General features: G+C 43.0%; 17 protein-coding genes. 7 read left to right on the forward strand and 10 right to left on the reverse strand.

From position 1 onward, the window contains the following. Positions 1–7: 7 nt before the first annotated feature. From rplB to FTU58_RS08550, 6 genes are all read right to left on the reverse strand, one after another. Positions 8–832: a 50S ribosomal protein L2 gene (rplB, locus tag FTU58_RS08525; RefSeq protein WP_004974706.1), complete on the reverse strand. Its 825-nt coding sequence runs from the start codon at positions 830–832 to the stop codon at positions 8–10. Between the two features lie 11 nt (positions 833–843). Next, the gene (gene rplW / locus FTU58_RS08530; RefSeq protein WP_004974703.1) at positions 844–1164 is read right to left on the reverse strand and encodes a 50S ribosomal protein L23; all 321 of its coding nucleotides are present in this window, start codon (positions 1162–1164) and stop codon (positions 844–846) included. Then, entirely contained in the window at positions 1161–1763 is a 603-nt protein-coding gene (gene rplD / locus FTU58_RS08535; RefSeq protein ID WP_004974702.1) for a 50S ribosomal protein L4, read from the reverse strand. Before rplD ends, rplW begins: the two co-directional genes overlap by 4 nt. Before the next feature lie 11 nt (positions 1764–1774). Beyond that, entirely contained in the window at positions 1775–2413 is a 639-nt protein-coding gene (gene rplC / locus FTU58_RS08540) for a 50S ribosomal protein L3 (RefSeq protein WP_026438075.1), read from the reverse strand. 59 nt (positions 2414–2472) lie between these two features. Next, a complete protein-coding gene (gene rpsJ, locus FTU58_RS08545) occupies positions 2473–2784 on the reverse strand; it encodes a 30S ribosomal protein S10 (RefSeq protein WP_000070912.1) in 312 nt (103 codons plus the stop codon). 426 nt (positions 2785–3210) lie between these two features. Next, a complete protein-coding gene (locus FTU58_RS08550) occupies positions 3211–3954 on the reverse strand; it encodes a type 1 glutamine amidotransferase (RefSeq protein ID WP_154320302.1) in 744 nt (247 codons plus the stop codon). Positions 3955–4102: 148 nt separating this feature from the next. Here FTU58_RS08550 and FTU58_RS08555 point away from each other — a divergent pair, with 148 nt between their 5' ends. The 6 genes from FTU58_RS08555 to FTU58_RS08580 all read left to right on the forward strand — a co-directional run bounded on the left by FTU58_RS08555 (position 4103) and on the right by FTU58_RS08580 (position 10530). After that, positions 4103–5293 carry a PLP-dependent transferase gene (locus FTU58_RS08555; RefSeq protein WP_180062330.1) on the forward strand — a complete coding sequence of 397 codons (1191 nt, stop codon included), beginning with the start codon at positions 4103–4105 and terminating at the stop codon, positions 5291–5293. 51 nt (positions 5294–5344) lie between these two features. Next, positions 5345–6928: a helicase HerA-like domain-containing protein gene (locus FTU58_RS08560; RefSeq protein ID WP_154320301.1), complete on the forward strand. Its 1584-nt coding sequence runs from the start codon at positions 5345–5347 to the stop codon at positions 6926–6928. A 239-nt stretch (positions 6929–7167) separates the two neighbouring features. Next, the gene (hmpA, locus tag FTU58_RS08565; protein ID WP_004974691.1) at positions 7168–8379 is read left to right on the forward strand and encodes an NO-inducible flavohemoprotein; all 1212 of its coding nucleotides are present in this window, start codon (positions 7168–7170) and stop codon (positions 8377–8379) included. Between the two features lie 92 nt (positions 8380–8471). After that, positions 8472–8915 (forward strand): Rrf2 family transcriptional regulator, encoded by a 444-nt coding sequence (locus FTU58_RS08570; RefSeq protein WP_004974689.1) that lies wholly within the window; start codon positions 8472–8474, stop codon positions 8913–8915. Between the two features lie 130 nt (positions 8916–9045). Beyond that, positions 9046–9900, forward strand: a complete 855-nt coding sequence (gene yihA, locus FTU58_RS08575; RefSeq protein WP_179989915.1) for a ribosome biogenesis GTP-binding protein YihA/YsxC — start codon at positions 9046–9048, stop codon at positions 9898–9900. A 216-nt stretch (positions 9901–10116) separates the two neighbouring features. Next, a complete protein-coding gene (locus FTU58_RS08580; RefSeq protein WP_019836869.1) occupies positions 10117–10530 on the forward strand; it encodes a VOC family protein in 414 nt (137 codons plus the stop codon). Between the two features lie 78 nt (positions 10531–10608). Here FTU58_RS08580 and FTU58_RS08585 read toward each other — a convergent pair whose 3' ends face one another. Together FTU58_RS08585 and FTU58_RS08590 are read right to left on the reverse strand one after the other, a co-directional pair. After that, positions 10609–11850, reverse strand: coding sequence for a dicarboxylate/amino acid:cation symporter (locus FTU58_RS08585; protein WP_180044025.1), 1242 nt, complete (start codon positions 11848–11850; stop codon positions 10609–10611). Positions 11851–12015: 165 nt separating this feature from the next. Next, positions 12016–12888, reverse strand: coding sequence for an acyl-CoA thioesterase II (locus FTU58_RS08590; RefSeq protein WP_004974677.1), 873 nt, complete (start codon positions 12886–12888; stop codon positions 12016–12018). A 304-nt stretch (positions 12889–13192) separates the two neighbouring features. Between FTU58_RS08590 and plsB the strand changes: the two genes are divergently transcribed. Then, a complete protein-coding gene (gene plsB, locus FTU58_RS08595) occupies positions 13193–15757 on the forward strand; it encodes a glycerol-3-phosphate 1-O-acyltransferase PlsB (RefSeq protein ID WP_004974675.1) in 2565 nt (854 codons plus the stop codon). Positions 15758–15847: 90 nt separating this feature from the next. Here plsB and FTU58_RS08600 read toward each other — a convergent pair whose 3' ends face one another. Both FTU58_RS08600 and FTU58_RS08605 read right to left on the reverse strand, forming a co-directional pair. Continuing rightward, a complete protein-coding gene (locus tag FTU58_RS08600) occupies positions 15848–16183 on the reverse strand; it encodes a type II toxin-antitoxin system HicB family antitoxin (protein ID WP_180062331.1) in 336 nt (111 codons plus the stop codon). A gap of 126 nt (positions 16184–16309) precedes the next feature. Continuing rightward, positions 16310–16566, reverse strand: a 257-nt coding sequence (locus FTU58_RS08605; RefSeq protein WP_179988826.1) for a zinc ribbon domain-containing protein, incomplete at its 5' end; no start/stop codon positions are given.

Genomic DNA, 16566 nt, shown 5'->3' on the forward strand with positions numbered 1-16566 from the left:
TTACTTGTTACTTAACGCGACGGTCGCGAATAATCATCTTAGTCGTACGCTTGTTGGTACGTGTCTTGTACCCTTTAGCTTTTTGACCCCATGGGCTTACAGGTTGGATACCTTTAGTACGCCCTTCACCACCACCGTGCGGGTGATCAACCGGGTTCATTGCCATACCACGAACGGTAGGACGAACACCACGCCAGCGCGAAGCACCTGCTTTACCAAGTGAACGAAGGTTGCTTTCTGAGTTAGATACTTCACCTAACACAGCGCGACATTCAACGTGCACTTTACGCATTTCGCCTGAACGTAGACGAACGATAGCGTATGAACCGTCACGACCCAACAATTGAACTGAAGTACCAGCAGAACGCGCTAATTGAGCACCTTTACCGATTTTAAGTTCGATGTTGTGAAGAGTAGCACCGATTGGCATGTTACGAAGTGGCAAGCAGTTACCTGGGCGGATTGGAGCATCGTTACCAGATTGAACTTGATCACCAGCACGTAAACCTTTAGGCGCAATAATATAACGACGTTCACCGTCAGCATACTTCAACAATGCGATGTGTGCAGTACGGTTTGGATCGTATTCAATACGCTCTACAACAGCAGGAATGCCATCTTTGTTACGTTTGAAGTCTACGATACGGTAGTGTTGCTTATGACCACCACCAACGTGACGTGTAGTAATGTGACCGTTGTTGTTACGACCACCAGTACGTTTTTTAGCTTCTACCAACGGCGCATAAGGCGCACCTTTGTGAAGATGGTCGTGAACGACTTTCTCTACAAAGCGACGTCCTGGAGACGTTGGCTTACATTTTTGAATCGGCATAAATTTCGTCCTTATTCCGCTGCGCTTTCAGCGGTATCGCCCAAGTCAGCCATTTCAACATCTTGGCCAGCTTTCAGGGTGACGTATGCTTTTTTAACATCAGAACGGCGTCCCAATGTACGACCAAAGCGCTTAGTCTTACCTTTAGTGATAGTCGTGTTAACTTTAACAACTTCCACACCAAATAATTGCTCAACTGCTTTTTTGATTTCAAGTTTGTTTGCATTTAATGCAACTTTGAATACTTGAACACCAGCAGTTTCGCCTAAAACTTGTGCTTTTTCTGAAAATACAGGTCCTTGTAGGACTTGATATAAACGTTCGTTGTTCATCCGAGTTCTACCTCAATTTTCTTAGCAGCAGCAACAGACATTACAACTTTGTCGAACGCGATCAAGCTAACAGGATCGATTGCAGTAGCATCAACCACATCAACGTGTGGAAGGTTACGCGCTGCAAGATATAGATTCTCATCTACAGCTTCAGTTACGATCAATGCGCGAGTTGCATTCAAGTCGTTAAGTTTTGCAAGCAACTCTTTAGTTTTAGGAGCTTCAACAGCAAACTCTTCAACCAATACAAGACGATCTTGGCGAACAAGTTCAGCTAAGATACATTGCATTGCACCGCGGTACATTTTGCGGTTAACTTTTTGAGACCAATCTTGTGGACGAGCAGCAAAAGTTTTACCACCACCAACCCAGATTGGGCTACGAATAGAACCAGCACGAGCGCGGCCAGTACCTTTTTGACGGAATGGTTTTTTACCACCGCCAGCAACGTCTGCACGTGATTTCTGAGCTTTAGAGCCTTGACGACCACCAGCTAAGTAAGCTGTAACAACTTGGTGTACAAGTGCTTCATTGAATTCACGACCGAACGCAACTTCAGATAACTCAACAGCAGAGCCGGAAACAGTATTTAAATTCACGTTATTTCCCCTCAAGCCTTGATCGTAGGACGTACAGTTACGTCACCACCAGTCGCACCAGGAATCGCACCTTTAACAACAAGAACTGAACGCTCTGTGTCGATAGATACAATTTCAAGACCCTGTACAGTTACGCGTTCAGCACCTAAATGGCCAGCCATTTTTTTGCCTTTGAATACGCGACCAGGAGTCTGGTTTTGACCTGTAGAACCTAGAACACGGTGAGAAACAGAGTTACCGTGAGTAGCGTCTTGAGTACGGAAGTTCCAACGCTTAACACCACCCTGGAAACCCTTACCTTTAGACTGACCAGTTACGTCAACGATCTGACCTACTGTGAACAAATCTACACCGATAGTTCCGCCAACTTCACGACCTTCAAGGTCAGCTTCTGTAGCACGGAATTCTTGAACTAAACGACCAGCAGCAACACCCGCTTTAGCGAAGTGACCTTTCTGAGCGTTAGTTACGCGAGATTCGCGACGTTCACCAGTAGTAACCTGAATTGCTTGATAACCATCTGTTTCAAGCGTTTTGATTTGAGTGATGCGGTTAGGATCAACCTCAATCACTGTAACAGGTACAGAAACACCAGCATCTGTAAAGATACGGGTCATACCGCACTTGCGACCGACTAAACCAATAGCCATGTGCATAAACCTCTAAAAAAGCGGCCTAATTAACTTAGAGTGTTAATTAACCGAAAGCCTTAACCCAATGCAATCTGAACATCAACACCAGCTGCTAGATCTAATTTCATCAACGCATCAACAGTTTTATCTGTAGGTTGAACGATATCGATCAAACGCTTGTAAGTACGGATTTCATACTGGTCGCGCGCATCTTTGTTTACGTGTGGTGATGTTAAAACGTTGAAGCGTTCGATGCGAGTTGGCATCGGGATTGGACCACAAACTTGTGCGCCAGTACGCTTAGCGGTTTCTACGATTTCTTGAGCAGATTGATCGATCAGACGATGATCAAAAGACTTCAAACGGATACGAATTCTCTGGTTAGACATACCAGTTAACTCCAAGCCAAATATATAAAGAATCACCCTTGACGCATCTCACCCCACTAATTTAAGGCAAGTGTCAAAGGCAGTGAATTATCACTAAGGTCATGATCGATGCCACGACTGTCACGATGTTAACTACTTTCTTCGCAGTTAACCCCCTTGCATAAAGGGTCGCCCATTATAACGATTGTTTAATGCATAAGCAAATCTCTTTTTGGCTTTATTGCTTTATTTTTCACGCTCTGCCGATTTCTCTTTTTAAAATATACGATTAGCACTTTATATATGAGTTAGGCAGCATTCCTATCCATTTATTGAGTGTAAATTTAGACAATCTGCATTTTGACCATTCCAACCATCCCTGACAGCAGAAATCGTCATCGCCCTGACCTAACTTTCTTTTCTGTGTTTGCGCCACAATCCATGACTTTATTCTCGAAGTTTGCTTTGTGCTAAAACATAATCTATTGCACGATTCATTAATTGGTTGCCTGCCTGAAATTGTGCCGCAGACATCTGTTTTAATTCATGCGCGGGTTGTACATACATGCCCGAAAATGCTGGTTTCATTTCGGCATTGTCTAAAAACAGCTGCAAAGCTTGTGGGGTAATTTCTGGATGGAATTGGAATCCTAGTACATTTTTCCCAATTTGATACAGTTGATTGGTGCAAGCGGCATTACTGGCAAGTCTTACCGCGCCCTTAGGTAATTCAAAAGTTTCGCCATGCCACTGCATCACTGAGATTTGATCAGGCATTTGGAAACAGCTTTCTGGTATATTTTCGACTTTATAGACAGGATGCCAACCGCGCTCCTGTTCAGGATTAGGACTCACTGCTGCACCCAACGCATTGGCAATCATCTGCCCACCTAAACACAAACCGATTGCAGGTTTACCCATCGCCAAATAACGCCTAATCCAGCGTTTTTCTGTTTTTAACCATGGATAATGTACTTCATCATTTACACTCATGGCACCGCCCATCACAATTAACAGGTCAATATCTTCAACTTTGGGTAAGGCTTCAATTTCAATATTTTGCTCAGGCGGTAAAGCAAAAAATTCGGTTGCAGTGATATGCGCCCCCATCTGCTTTAAATAGTCATAGCAACTTCCAAAACCTTCACCTGCACTATGCTGAAAATAATGCACGCTTAGTGGTGCTTTCATCTGGATCATCCTTTGTATTTTCTATACTTCAGCTTCTGCAAAAATAGCGCCAAGTTCAAGGCATGTCTTGTAGTGCAGCTTTTTATAGCCTAAAGCCAGTATTTCTCTTAAGCTAAACTCAATATTTGCTTATTTTCTGAGTGAACCTGTGAAGAAAAATGCTCAAACTGCTTTAATTCATGCACCAAGACGTGCCCCACAATATATTCAAACGGTACAGCCTCCCCTATTTCGTGCATCGACCATTATCTTTGAAAACACAGATGCACTGTTTAATCGACACTGGACTGATGCTTATGATTATAGCTATGGCACACATGGCACACCGACTACATTCACACTCGCTGATCAGATTGCGCAATTAGAAGGTGGTGAATACTGCTTACTCGCACCAAGCGGACTATCAGCAATTAATTTGGTGAATTCCTGCTTTTTAAGTCAAGGCGATGAAGTTTGGGTGGCTGACAATATTTACGGCCCAAACATGGAGCATTTACGCAATTTAGAGCAGCGTTACGGCATCACCGTTCAAGTCTACAATCCAATTGATGTCGATAGCTTTCAACCTTCTGCCCAAGCCAAACTGATTTGGCTAGAAGCGGCAGGTTCGGTCACGTTGGAATTTCCCGATTTGAGCGCCTTAGTCAAAAAAGCCAAAGCACATCATATGCTCACAGCCTTAGATAACACTTGGGGTGCAGGGCTTGCTTTTAATGCTTTCGATTTTGGTGACGATCATTTAAGTGTCGATATAAGTGTCCATGCCCTAACCAAGTACCCAAGTGGTGGTGGCGATATATTAATGGGTTCTGTGGTGACCCGTGATCAACATTTACATCATCAATTATTTCGTATGCATGCCATCCAAGGCATTTGTGTATCGGGCGATGATGTTGCGCAAGTACAACGTAGCTTAGCCTCAATGCAATTGCGCTATGAACACCAAGCGCAAAGCTGTTTGCAGTTACTGAACTGGCTGAAACTACAACCACAATTTGCTCAGGTGTTGCATCCTGCTGATGCCACATCTGCGGGGCATGCGTATTGGAAAGAAATTTGCCGCGATGGACACAGCGCAGGTTTGGTCAGTGTGATTTTTAAGCCTGAATATGATTTAGCCGCTGTACGTCAATTCTGCGATGCTTTATCTTTATTTAAACTCGGCTTTAGCTGGGGCGGCCCTGTAAGTTTAGTGATGCTTTACGATCTCAAGACCATGCGTACCTTAGATCATTCTCACTTGGCTGAAGGATTATTGGTGCGTTTTTGTATTGGACTAGAACATCCTACAGATTTAATTCACGATATTCAAAATGCCTTACAACGCTTCAGCGACTAATGCAGCACAGATCATCATTTTAACAATAGCTATATAAATCAGGATAAAAATATGAGTACAGCAATCGTTATTGGTAAAAAAACTGCCGACGTTCAACAAGACGTGGTTTTACATTCACAGTTTGCCAACCGCCACGGTTTAATTGCAGGTGCAACAGGTACAGGTAAAACCGTCACCTTAAAAGTCTTGGCAGAAAGCTTTTCACGAATTGGTGTACCCGTATTTTTAGCCGATGCCAAAGGCGATGTTTCCAGTCTAGCCAAAGCAGGCAGCAGCAGCCCAAAGTTTGATGCACGTATTCAGAGCTTAGGTATCGAAAGCATTCCGTTTGCAGCATCTCCTGTGGTGTTTTGGGATTTATTTGCCGAACAAGGTCATCCGATTCGTACCACCATTTCTGAAATTGGCCCGTTATTATTGGCGCAAATGCTGAACCTGAATGACACCCAAGAGGGCGTGTTGTCTGCGGTATTCCGTATTGCCGATGATCAGGGTTTATTACTGATTGATTTTAAAGATTTAAAAGCCATGCTGACCTATGTCAGCGAACACGCCAGTGAATTTAAAGCTGAGTATGGCAATCTTTCTCCAGCCAGTTTGGGTGCGATTCAGCGCAATTTACTGGCTTTAGCTGATCAGGGCGGTGATAAATTCTTTGGTGAGCCGAGTTTGGATATTTTGGATTTTATTCAAACTGACAGTCAGGGACGCGGCAATATTAATGTTTTGGCTGCAGACAAACTCATGAACACGCCAAAACTGTACGCCACCTTTTTATTATGGATGTTATCAGAACTGTTTGAACAATTGCCTGAAGTGGGCGATATGGACAAGCCAAAACTGGTGTTCTTTTTTGATGAAGCACACTTGTTATTTGACAATGCCAGCAGCGCGCTACAAGAAAAAATTGAACAAGTGGTACGCTTAATTCGCTCTAAAGGCGTGGGGATTTATTTTGTGACCCAAAACCCGCTGGACTTGCCTGAAAGCGTATTGGGACAATTGGGTAACCGTGTTCAGCATGCCTTACGTGCTTTTACACCCAAAGACCAAAAAGCAGTAAAAACTGCCGCAGATACATTCCGTGCCAACCCAGACTTTAAAGTTGAACAAGCCATTACCGAACTTGCGGTAGGTGAAGCCTTAATTAGTTGCTTAGATGAACAAGGCACACCGCAAATTGTAGAACGCGCTTGGGTAATGCCGCCCTACTCATCGTTTAGCCCAATTAGCACAGAAGAACGTCAAGCCTGTATCAGCCAGAGTGTTATTGCAGGTGTGTATGAGCAGCAATTAGATCGTGAAAGTGCTTATGAAATGCTGCAACAAAAAGTTGAACAACGTCAGCAACTAGCCGCAGCAGCAGAACAAGCTAAAATTGAAGCCAAAGAAGCTGAAGCTCGCGCCAAGCAAGAGGCAAAAGAAGCCGAAGCACTCGCCAAACAACAAGCGCGCGAGCAAGAACGTCTAGCCCGCGAACAGCAAAAAGAAGCAGAACGCGCTGCCAAACAGCGTGAAAAACTGACTCAAGATATTGTGGGTACCTTTGCCAAAAGCGCAGCACGCAGCTTAGGCGGTTCTACTGGGCAGAAAATTGTACGAGGTTTGTTAGGGTCATTATTTGGTAAGAAATAGCATGTTATAAACGATGAGGTTTGTATAGATTTCATTCATGGATGCACCATCCAAAACCTAAATGAACACTTACAAACCTCTCGCTGTCACATCTACAAACCCCATAAAAACTTTAAAAATAATGGGATATTTTTATAATCCATATTTTTTTTAAGGTTTCACAAAAAAATGTTTGCAATCCTTATTTATAAGATGTATTTTGAATACATCTTATAAATAACAGCCATGAGAGATCGAACATGACTCCACAGCAAATTGACCTTGTAAAAGCAACTGTTCCTGTACTCCGTGAAAATGGTGTCGCACTGACTGGTTATTTCTATAACCGCATGTTGGGGAATAATCCTGATCTAAAAGAAACCTTTAACATGGGTCACCAACGTAGTGGTGCGCAGGCTCAAGCGCTTGCAGGTGCTGTATTGGCTTATGCTGAAAACATTGAAGATCCTTCTGTGCTTGCGCCTGTGATTGAATTGATTGCCCACAAACACGTGAGCTTAAACATTCAAGCACCTGACTATAATATTGTGGGCGAAAACCTACTTCACTCTATTAGCGAAGTATTAAATATTTCAATGGAAGATCCTCTAATTGATGCATGGGCAGCTGCTTATGGTCAGTTAGCAGAAGTGTTTATTAATGCTGAACGTGCAATCTACGAACAACACGAACAAACTAAAGGCAGCTGGTTAGGCTGGCGTAATTTCAAAATTGCCAAGAAAGTTGTAGAAAGTGACGAAATCACTTCAATCTACTTCGAGCCAGTAGATGGTGGCGATTTACCAAAATACGAAGCAGGTCAATATATTTCAGTACGCGTATTTGTACCTGAACTTGGCTTGAAGCAACCACGTCAATACACGCTATCGACTAGCCCACAACAAGATTACTTACGTATTTCTGTAAAACGTGAGCCAGGCAATGGTGCAGATAAAGTTGCAGGTTGGGTATCGAACGTATTGCACCAATTACCAGAAGGTTCTGAAGTTGAAGTATCTGCACCAACAGGTAACTTCTTCCTCATCGACAGCAACAAACGCAATGTCTTCATTAGTGGCGGCGTTGGCTTAACACCAATGATTGCAATGTTGAATCAATTGGTGACTTTAGATGTGCCACAACCTGTGACATTTATTCACGCATGTCGTAGCAAACAAGTACATGCCATGAAACAGCATCTCCAAGACTTAACTGCAAAATGTCCACGTATTCATACGTTGACTGCGTATGAGTTCCCGAACGAAGGTGATGTACTGGGTCAAGATTACGATGTTGCAGGTCGTTTAGACCTCAGCACTGTAGATGCAGCGCTGTTACCAGCCGATGCAGATTACTACTTATGTGGTCCAATGCCATTCATGGCAGAACAGCGTAAAGCTTTACTTGCGCGTGGCATCAAAGATGAGCAAATCCATAGCGAAGCGTTTGGTACAGGTGGTGTTCGCCACTAATCTAAAGCGTTAAAAGCTAATAGGTAAGGCTAGTCTAGTTATGCTAGACTAGCCTTAATTTATTTGTATTTAAAAAAAACATCTGTGCGATCATGCAATTAAATAAATTCACCGACTATGCGCTGCGTATTTTAATGTATATCTCGCGTCCTCGAGATGTACCCTATACCATTGCGGAAATTGCACAGGATTTGCATGTTTCCCAGAACCATCTGGTAAAAATCGTTCACTTTATGGGTAAGCAAGGATGGCTAATTACCACTCGTGGTAAAGGTGGCGGGATTCGCTTGCATCCTGAAGCATTGCCTTTGCGTTTAGGTCATGTGGTGAGAATCCTGCAAGGTGAAAATCAAATTGTAGAGTGTAATACCCCGCCCTGCGTGCTGCGTGCGCAATGTGGACTAAAAGGCATTCTCAATCAGGCAATGGAACAGTTTTATCAAAGCTTAGATCAATACAGCTTGGGTGAAGTGCTACAGCCTGTACCCAATTTACAGTTCAGTACACAATCTCCAATCCCGCTGATTCATCTTTAAAGTAACTTAAACGGTCAAAGCAATATCATCCTAGATGTTGCTTTTTTCGGGCATTCAGGGCGCAAAGGTCGCTTGCCTGTATGACTTGCTTTATAATGCCTGTTTGTAGACCATGAATTGAAGTTAAGTTATGCACCATAGCAGAGGAAAATCGAAAAACAGTAAGGCAGCAGCACAGCCACGGCAGAAAATTAGCTACGAGAAAAAAGTAGACCCTGCCATTACTGAATACTCTGTTCGCGCCTTAAACTGGCTGCGTAAAGCCGAGTTTTTAATGAGTGCGCCTAAACTGAATTTATGTGTAGAAGATACTGGCTACGAAGTGGCTTTTGCAGGACGCTCCAACGCAGGTAAGTCCAGTGCAATTAATGCTTTAACCAATCAAAAACAATTGGCACGTGCTTCTAAAAAACCGGGTCGTACTCAAATGATCAACTTCTTTAGTTTGGGCAACCCCGAACAGCGTTTGGTCGATTTACCCGGTTATGGTTATGCAGCCGTACCTGAAGCCATGAAAATTGTGTGGCAAAAAGAACTCGAAAATTATTTGATTCATCGTAAAAGTTTACAAGGCTTGGTGTTACTGATGGATATTCGCCATCCCTTACAGCACTTTGATGTGATGATGCTGGAATGGGCGTATTCGCGTAAATTGTTCGTGCATGTATTGCTCACCAAATCGGACAAACTCAACCGCGGCCCTGCCAATAAAGTATTGCTTGAAGTCAAACAGCAGTTGAAAAAGATGAAACTAGATTTCTCGATTCAATTGTTTTCATCACTCAATAAGCAAGGTTTGGAAGAACTTGCGAGTGTGATGGGCGGACGTTTGAACTTTACCTTAGAACAAGCGCATCAATTTGATTTAGACAGCATTCCAGAAGCGACTGGCGATGATGTTGATGTTGATGTTGATGTTGATGTTGATCAGCCTGAATTTTTAGAAACTGACGATTTAACCGCATCTGATACCGAAACCAAATAGTCCGTTAAATTACTGACTATTGGTCTATAACATAAAGTCCTATTCGCTCAATCTCGAATAGGACTTTTTATTTGTATGTCCACTTTCAGTTTTACGCCGTAATCACAATCTCCCTCTCCACCAAAGTTGCACTTTACAACGCAGCCAGAAATGCCCTACTGTCAAGATCATAACAATTAAACGCTTAAACAATTACATAAGATAAGGAGATCAAACATGCAGGCACACATTTCAGTGATTACCTTAGCGGTAGAAGATTTACAACGTGCACTCGATTTTTACCGCGACGGCTTAGGACTTGTAACTGAAGGCATTATTGGACAGGAATTTGAACAAGGTGCGGTGGTCTTTTTTGAACTGCAAGCAGGCTTAAAACTGGCTTTATGGTCTAAACAAAGTTTACAACAAGATACAGGCTTAACAGGTACAGCCAGCAGTGCTGCACAAATCACTTTAGGACATAATGTACATAGCCCACTCGAGGTCGATCAGGTATTGAAACAAGCAAAAAATGCAGGTGCGAAAATTTTAAAACCTGCACAGAGCACCTTTTACGGCGGTTATGCAGGTTATTTTCAGGACTTAGATGGTCATATTTGGGAAGTGGCCTACAGCCCATGTTGGGATTAATCTGCTTTGGCTCATGTCTTTACATAGCACAATAAAACAGGATGATGCTGAAAACTTGATTCGATTTTAAACCCATTATCAGGAATGCAGTGCAGGGTCATCACGAGTATGCCGATCGACCACCACACTAATCATCATATCGCCCTGCACATTGACCACAGTACGCACAGTATCCAACAAACGGTCGATCGGCAATAAAATCGCAATCGCTTCTGCAGGCAAGCCCACCGATTGTAATACCATAATCATCGTCACCATACCTGCGCTTGGAATACCAGGCGCGCCCAAAGAAGCGATCATGGCTGTGGCACAGACAATTAATTGCTGTCCTAAACTTAAATCCAGCCCCATTAAATTGGCAACAAACAAAGCCGCTGCAGCTTCATACAATGCCGTTCCATCCATATTCAGTTGTGTACCTAACGGGATCACAAAGCCTGCAGTTTGCGGACGCACACCTAAATTTTCCTGCGCACATTTCATCGAAAGTGGCATAGTGGCAGAACTGGAACTGGTGGCAAAAGCCGTAATTAAGGCAGCACGTGTGCCTTTAAAAAAGGTGATCGGATCCATTTTGCCAAATATCCACAACAGCAAAGGCAAGACCACCACACCATGAAAAATCGTGGTGCCCGTGACCACTGCAGCAAACTCTGCCAAACGACTCAGGACTGAAATATCTTCGGTTGCAACCAACTTAGCCAATAAAGCAAAAATCCCCAAAGGTGCCAGTTTCATTACCCAGCCAATCATCAACATCATAATTTCAAAAAATTGCTGACTGAGTTTACGTACCGTTTTAAAGTGCTCCCCGCCTTTGACCAGCGCCACACCCACCAATAAGGCAAATATCACCACTGCCAAAACATTACCCTCGGCAAAAGCTTTAAACGGATTGATTAAGGTGTTTTGAATGAAATTGGTAAAAAACGAAGACGGCGTAAGCGTGTCTGGGCTTTGATGCTGCGCCATAGCATCTTGAAACATCACAATATCTACGCCTTTACCCACTGCAAATAAATGCGCACACGCCAAACCTAAAATTAAAGCCAAAGTCGTGGTGGTGACACAACACGCCAACGTAATTTTCCAGACTCGACTCAATTGCCCTATAGCCTGTAAGTTCGACACACCGACCACAATTGAGCTAAAAATTAGTGGGATCAGCAGCATTTTCAGTAAACCAATAAAAATACTGCTCATTAAACCAATGCCATACAAACTGGCGCTAAAAAATGTGCTGTCTGGAAATAGATTCAGAATAAAACCAAACACCACACCCAAAATTGCGGCAATTAGAATTTGTGTATTGAGGCTCATACGCAATTGAGTTTTTTAATGTGATGTGTGGACTATGCCATGTGGCTGAAATTGAATCGAGTATTATTTTTCTAGCGCACTTTGATTAGGTTCAGATCGTGCTTCAGGATGTAAAAAAGCCGACATGAATGTCGGCTGATGAATGTAGATTTTAAAGGCTATATTTTATTGCGTTTCGATTTCACGTAAACGAATCAAGCCTTCCTGACTGGTGCTACACACCAATTCACCATTTTGCCACATGCGCCCAAAGTTCAAACCACGCGAACTAGTGCTAATGGTGGCTTCCATGTCGTACAGCATCCAGTCATCCACACGGAACGGTTTATGGAAATACATGGCATGGTCAATACTGGCACACTGCAAACTTGGTGATAAATAGCTCAAACCATGCGGACGCAGTGCTGTGGTCATTAACGTGAAGTCTGAATAAAATGCCGCAATTGCCTGATGCAAAGACACTTCATCCACCTCTGGTGAAATGCTGTCATGGGTACGAATGTAGTGTGCATAAGCAGGTGCTTCAGGCTGCGGTAAAAATGGATTGCTCGGATTAATCGGGCGAATCTCCACCAAGCGATCACGCATAAAACTGGCACGCACATTTTCAGGTACAAACTCGACAATATGCTGTTTGAGTTCCGCTTCGTTTTTTAAAGCTTCTGCTGCAGGATAGTTTGGCTCTGAAATTTGATAATTCAGACCGTCTTCCAACGGCGCAAAGGACACCATCGCAGTAAAAATGGTACGCCCATGCTGAATGGCACGTACTTGACGGCTAGAAAAACTTTTACCATCACGCAAACGGTCAACTTCATAAATAATAGGTGCGTTGACATCGCCACCAAACAAGAAATAGGCATGCAATGAGTGCGCAGGACGATCAGTGGTATAAGATGCAGCACGTAAAGCCTGTCCCAAAACCTGTCCGCCAAAAACACGTTTACCCACCAAGTTACGACTGATACCTCGGTAGATATTTTCTTCTAACTTTTCTAAACAAAGAAGTTCAACCAGCTCTTGTGTGAGTGCGTTCATAACTAACCTATGTATGGCGGAAATTGGGGATGCGGGATCGAAGTCGATGAAAAAATAAATCGTCAAAATAAACTGACTATTTTAAGCCTGCTATTTTGCCATAGATTCTGCATCTTTTACCCATCAAAGACTGACCGCTGTGTCACAACTTAGCCGATCAATTTTGCTAAAAATACGATTTTTAACGATAAAATCTAACAATATTCATGCAAATTATCTAAAAATGCAGCGCGATTATTAGATACAATGACGCAAAATAAATTCCCTACTGGCTAGGGACTTAGGTGATGAAGTAGGAGTGAATATGTCCAAGCGTGGTTTTGGTCAAATGTATCGTCAGCTTTCTGGTAAGCTGCTTGACCTTGTGGTGACACCGCATGTTTTGGGTGAAGTCCCTGTCAAGGATGCGCAAAGTGTAGACTCAAATGCCACTCGCACCAAGATAACTTGCTACGTATTGCAAAATCACTCACGCAGCAATGCCTTGGTGGTCGATGGCGAAACACGTCGCTTAAAACTCACGCCTGCGCTTGATCCATTGGTGATGGGTTCACATAAAGAAAAAGCCTCGATTCTGTTTTTACAGCATCACGATGAGAACAACCTACTCAATCCACCACCTTATGCTTTTCCGCCACGCTTGTTACGTTTAATTGAACAATTAGAACAACACCCAGAACTTGATATTGAATTGGTACCTGTGACCGTGTTGTGGGGACGTTCTCCAGACAAAGAGGATTCGTGGTTTAAACTACTGTTTACCGATACGTGGGCAACGCCTGGCACAGTCAAGCAGTTAATGAATATTGGGGTGCATGGTCGTCAGTCTTATTTGGAATTTCACGAGCCACAATCATTACGCGCTTTAATTGAACATGCCAAAACTGAGCATCCGAACCTGTCGCCTGCGACCTTTATTGTTAACACTCTAAATAATTACTTAGATGGACAACGTGAAGTCGTACTTGGCCCAGACTTGTCTGACCGCCGCAATGTCATGCTCAGTCTGATTAAATCTCCCGATGTGCAAGATGCCATTCGTCGTGAAAGTTTACGCAGTAAAATTAGCGTGATTGAAGCCGAGCGTCGTGCGATTGGTTATTTAAATGAAATCGTGTCGGACTACTCTCATGCAGCGGTACGCTTTGCCGATATGGCACTGACCCGCTTATGGACACAATTGTACGATGGCGTGGAAGTGCATAATTTTAGTACCGTGCGCGAACTGGCCAAAGACTATGAAATTATCTATACCCCATGTCACCGCAGTCATATCGACTATTTATTGCTGTCTTATGTGATTTACAAACGCGGCATGATGGTGCCGTACATTGCTGCGGGCGATAACCTGAATATGCCATTTGTAGGTCAATTGCTTCGTGGTGGCGGTGCGTTTTTTATCCGTCGTACTTTCCGTGGCAACGGCTTATACACAACCGTCTTTAAAGAATATTTATTCAGTATTTTGTCGCGTAACACGCCGCTTGAATACTTTATTGAAGGTGGACGTTCACGTACAGGCCGCTTGTTGCCACCAAAAACAGGCATGCTCGCCATGACCATTCACAGTCATTTGCGTGGTCGTGCTAAACCGATTGCTTTTGTGCCAACTTATATTGGTTATGAACGCCTGATGGAAGGTTCAACCTATGTCGGTGAAATGCAAGGCAAGCCAAAAGAATCTGAATCGCTAATGGGCATTTTAAAAACCATGCGCAAGATTGAACGGATTTTTGGCAAGGTGCATGTCAATTTTGGCGAACCTGTGTTTTTAGATGATGTTCTAAAACAACACGATGCCGAACACATCAGCATTGAAAAAAATGATGATCCTATTCCACCACAAGTGTCAGATGCAGTGAATACTTCAGCACATGCGATTTTGGAAAACATTAACCGTGCTGCGGTAATTAACCCGGTATCTTTGTTATCGCTGATTTTACTGGCAACACCAAAACATACCTTGGATGAAGAAATTTGTGTGAAGCAGTTAGACACTTACCGTAATCTGCTCACTGCCCTGCCTTATGATGAGCGCACTCAAGTCACACCATTATCAGGTAAAGAAATTATTGCCTACGGCTTAAAACTCAAACTGATTAAACGAGTGCAGCACGTTTTGGGCGATATTATCGCGATTGAAGACCATCAGGCGGTGTTACTCACCTACTTCCGCAACAATATTTTGCATGCCTTTGTCTTACCATCTTTAATTGCAGCATTGGTGAAACATAATGGTTCGATTCGTCGTGGTGATTTAATCAACGTCATTCGTACTTTATATCCGTTCCTGAAAGCTGAGTTGTTCTTGAAATGGCAAGATCAGGAACTCAAAGAACGGATTTGTGCCTATGTAGAAGCGTTAATTCAGGCCAAATTGATTTCTGAAGATGCGGAAGGCAACTTAATTTCACCTGCACCAAATAGTGAAGACCATAACCAGTTGGTAGTATTGGCTGCACCTGTAATGCAGAGTTTAGAGCGTTATTACATGACACTGGCGCTGATTACACAACGCGGCTCAGGCAATATTTCGGCACGTCAGGTCGAAGAACTCAGCCATTTGGTCGGTCAGCGTTTGTCGGTGCTGTATGAATTCAACTCACCTGAATTCTTTGACAAAGCCTTGTTCCAAAGCTTTATTAAAGTCTTAACTCAGCAAGGTTATATCAGCACCAACAGTGACAATGCGATTGTGTTTGATGATAACTTTAAAAACGTCGCACAATACGCCAATTTGGTGTTGGATGATGTGACTTTGCAGATGCTGCAACACATCACCACCTTTAGTGATGAAGAATTGCGTGAGGCTTTGGAGGCACTTGCTGCACAACAAGCGAAGAAACGCTTGAAACGTAAGAAGAAGTAGTTTTCACACAAAAAAGCATAGCGATCTGTATAACAATGGGTCGCTATGCTTTAAATTGAATATAGAACAAAATTTATAGCATTGATAAAATCATCCACCTAAGCGCATTAATTTCTCTTGAATTGCATCACTCACAAATGCATTCAAAGAACTATCTTCCGAAGCTAAAACAGCTTTGCGATGTAACTCAGGACTGATACGAACATTAAATGTTCCCTTGAATGGCTGATTGGGTTTCTTCCCTAATTCTGCACAAGAATCTAAATATCCATCTACCGATTCCTGAAAAGCTTGCTCAAGTGTTTTTAAGGTTTCAGCCTCATAAGTAATAAGATCTCGAATGAACGCCAATTTTCCAAACAACTCACCTGTTTCAAGGTCTGGTTCAATCGTCCCGAGATAACCTTTGTATTTAAAATAACTCATAAAAAACCCTCCTGCTTGAGTGCTTGCTTTACAGCTTTCAATGCCCCACCTTTGATTTCATTTTCAGGGTGAGGTAGATGCAGTAAAATCATGTGCTCGGTTTTGAGGTTTTGACATCCTCCCCCCTTAAAAGAGGGTGATTCCTACAGCTAGACGCTTATGCCCAAGCGCAAGAATGTTTAAAGCTGAGTTTATATCTCGATCATGAGCTGTACCACAGCTCATGCACTCCCATTCTCTTATTCCAAGATCTGTACTACCTTTGGGACTACTTGAGGTGATCTCACCGCAGCACGAACAGATTTGGGTGGTATAGGCTTCTTGGACTTCTTCAAACAATACGCCTGCGTTCTCGCATTTATACTTGAGCATTGTTTTTAGTG

The organism is Acinetobacter sp. YH12120 (genome assembly GCF_013418795.1).
Classification (GTDB): Bacteria; Pseudomonadota; Gammaproteobacteria; order Pseudomonadales; family Moraxellaceae; genus Acinetobacter; species Acinetobacter towneri.